1 protein-coding gene is annotated in these 3,440 nt (G+C 32.3%); it reads left to right on the top strand.

The genetic code is table 11. From position 1 onward, the window contains the following. Positions 1-1,119: 1,119 nt before the first annotated feature. Positions 1,120-2,325: a site-2 protease family protein gene (locus D5R40_RS31320; protein WP_124147670.1), complete on the top strand. Its 1,206-nt coding sequence runs from the start codon at positions 1,120-1,122 to the stop codon at positions 2,323-2,325. Positions 2,326-3,440 lie beyond the last annotated feature (1,115 nt).

Genomic DNA, 3,440 nt, shown 5'->3' with positions numbered 1-3,440 from the left:
TATACTAATTTGATAAATATTTGCTACATTTTATTGAGTGGGGGAGTAGGGGAGTAGGGGAGAAGTAAAAACAAGAATAATTAACAATAACTAGCTAATAATTATCGAAAAAGTTATTCAGTCTGTGTTAATTACTTAATAAGTGAAGCACCACTTATACCATTTCTCAAAAACTTTTCTACATTTTATTGAGTGGGGTAGTAGGGGAGTAGGGGAGAAGTAAAAACAAGAATAATTAACAATAACTAGCTAATAATTATCGAAAAAGTTATTCAGTCTGTGTTAATTACTTAATAAGTGAAGCACCACTTATACCATTTCTCAAAAACTTTTCTACATTTTATTGAGTGGGGTAGTAGGGGAGTAGGGGAGAAGTAAAAACAAGAATAATTAACAATAACTAGCTAATAATTATCAAAAAAGTTATTCAGTCTGTGTTAATTACTTAATAAGTGAAGTGCTGCCTAAGTATAACAATAATGCATGAGAATTAGTATTAAATATATAGTAATTGCATTTGAGTTGCGTAAAAAAACCTGGTCGCTTTTAGGCAACAGTTCATTAATTGATAATGGATAATTGTAAGTATTCAGCTATTAGCAGTTAGCCAGCAGTCAGCTATCAGCAATTAGTAATGAATAATTACTTCTAAGGTGTAATAACAATTTGATAAATGTTTGTTACAAATGGTAGGGACGTTGCATGCAACGTCCCTACGAAAGAAGGAAGAGGGAATAACGAAGAAGGGATAAATATTTAAAAAAATGGAAAAACGACATAAATAAATATCTAAAATGAACTAGACTAGCTATTTTTAAGCATATCCGATACAGGTCTACCTTTTTTGTAACATTCTTTTTTCAAATTGGTATAATCAGGGTACTTTGGGGGTAACTTTTTATTCTTTCTCAATTTCAAAGGTTGCTTTTACGCGGACTCAAAATTAATAACTTAATAGCTGATAGCTAATAGCTGACGGCTGAATGCTTACGGATAATTACCTCTGGCTAAAACCGTTACGGATATTGAATATAAGGAAATATCCTAGCACTAGATAAATTATATATAGTAGAACAAGTCAAAGTTTAAATAAATAAATAAATAATCAAACAAAACTTCATGCAGGCAGATTTGCGAATTGGTAATTTATTTGGTATCCCTTTATTTTTGGATTCTTCGTGGTTCGTCATTTTACTGTGGATAACATATATTAATATGCAAGACTATCAAGAGTGGGGATTATTTTTAGCTTTTGGAGCTGGATTAGTAATTGCTCTACTAATGTTTTTTTCTGTCTTATTACATGAATTAGCTCATAGTTTAGTTGCTATTTCTCAAGGGATGAAAGTTAATTCTATCAGGTTATTTTTGTTTGGTGGAATTGCTGGAATAGATCGAGAATATCGAACTCCTGGAGAAGCTTTTCAAGTGGCTATCGCTGGACCTTTAGTGAGTTTAGTTTTGTTTTTTTTATTGGGTTTAACTAGCCTTTTTTTTTCCACATCAAGCTTGGTTGGTGAACTAATAAATCGGGTAGCAGAAATTAATTTAATTTTAGCTATTTTTAATCTGATGCCTGGTTTACCTTTAGATGGTGGACAAGTATTAAAAGCTGCTATTTGGAAAATAACTGGTAGTCGTTTTGTTGGGGTAAGATGGGCGGCTAAAAGTGGTCAAGGTTTAGGATGGTTCGGAATTGTTTTGGGGTCGATTTTAGTTTTAGTAACTCAGAGTTATGGTGGTTTTTTGCTGGCTTTAATTGGTTGGTTTGCTATGCGTAATGCCAAATTTTATCGCCGGATAATTGATTTAGAAGAAGCGTTAATTAAAATTAAATCTGTAGAAGCAATGACGCGAGATTTTCGTGTGGTAGATGCAAATTTGACTTTGAGTCAATTCTCAGATAAATATTTTTTGAAAAGTTCTAAATTTTCCATTTATTTTGCTGCTAGCGAGGGTCGTTATCTTGGTTTAGTTTCTTCTGATGCTATTAATTTTATTGAAAGGAGTTATTGGGATACTCAAACTTTAAGGATGATTATATGTCCGCTAAATCAGATAGTTACTGTTTCGGAGAAAGCTAGTTTAGTGGAAGTTATTAACTGTATGGAATTTCATCAGCAAAAACATATAACTGTTCTTTCTCCTGCTGGAGCAGTAGCAGGTATAATAGACCGGAGTGATATTGTCCGGGCAATCAATAGATACTTAAAATTGAATATTTCAGAGGCAGAAATTAAGCGTATTAAAACAGAAGGTTGTTATCCTCCAGGAATGAAATTAGTAGCGATCGCTAAAGCTACTTATTTATCAAATTTAAAGTAATTTTTAAGAAGGAGTCAGGAGTCAGGAGTTAGGAGTTAGGAATTAGAAACTAGGAGAAATAGTTCTTCTGTATTTATTGAGCTGAAGCTTGGTTTTTAGTCAAATAAACATGATGTGCAAAGTCTTTCAATCACTCAAATAATTTGAAGAAGAAGTCAGGAGTCAGGAGTTAGGAATTAGAAACTAGGAGAAATAGTTCTTCTGTATTTATTGAGCTGAAGCTTGGTTTTTAGTCAAATAAACATGATGTGCAAAGTCTTTCAATCACTCAAATAATTTGAAGAAGAAGTCAGGAGTCAGGAGTTAGGAATTAGAAACTAGGAGAAATAGTTCTTCTGTATTTATTGAGCTGAAGCTTGGTTTTTAGTCAAATAAACATGATGTGCAAAGTCTTTCAATCACTCAAATAATTTGAAGAAGGAGTCAGGAGTCAGGAAGGTTTAATAGCAAGAAAAAAAACTTAAATTTCCTATATATATTCATGCTTGGGTTTACACAAACGCGCCCCAAGGGAAATGATATTATACCATTTTGAAAAAAGAATATAGCGTTTATCAAATTAGTGATATAAAGTTTTTTTCTTTTTTTCTATCCCATGTTTCTCGAATTACTACTCCCTACCCCCTACTCCTTAATCCCTAAAACAAACGAATTTTGTACCTCACCAATATGAGAATTGCTATACTACTAATAATAAGGGCGATAAAAAGACTTTACAGAAGATGTTCCTGTGACAAAAAAAGAGAATTTCCCGCCTCACTAAAAACTGGTGTTTAAGCCATTTATTCTAACTCCTGACTCCTGACTTCTGACTTCTAAAAATGTCCCTTGAGCAAAAAAAGAGAATTTCCCACCTCACTAAAAACTGGTGTTTAAGCCATTTATTCTAACTCCTGACTCCTGACTCGGTCCTCCTGAATCCTTCTTCAAAATTACTTTTTTCCTAATAACCAATAGGAGACCATTTTACCGATAAATTGTGGGTATGCGCCTCCCCTTTTAAGGGGAAAAAATAAAAAAAATTTTCCTTTTAGTAAATCCTCTCCTTGAAAAGAAGAGGTAATTATTAATTATTAATTATTAATTATTAATTATTAATTATTAATTATTAATTA

It is taken from the genome of Okeania hirsuta, assembly GCF_003838195.1.
GTDB lineage: Bacteria > Cyanobacteriota > Cyanobacteriia > Cyanobacteriales > Microcoleaceae > Okeania > Okeania hirsuta.
This window is presented reverse-complemented; position numbering and strand designations above follow the sequence as displayed.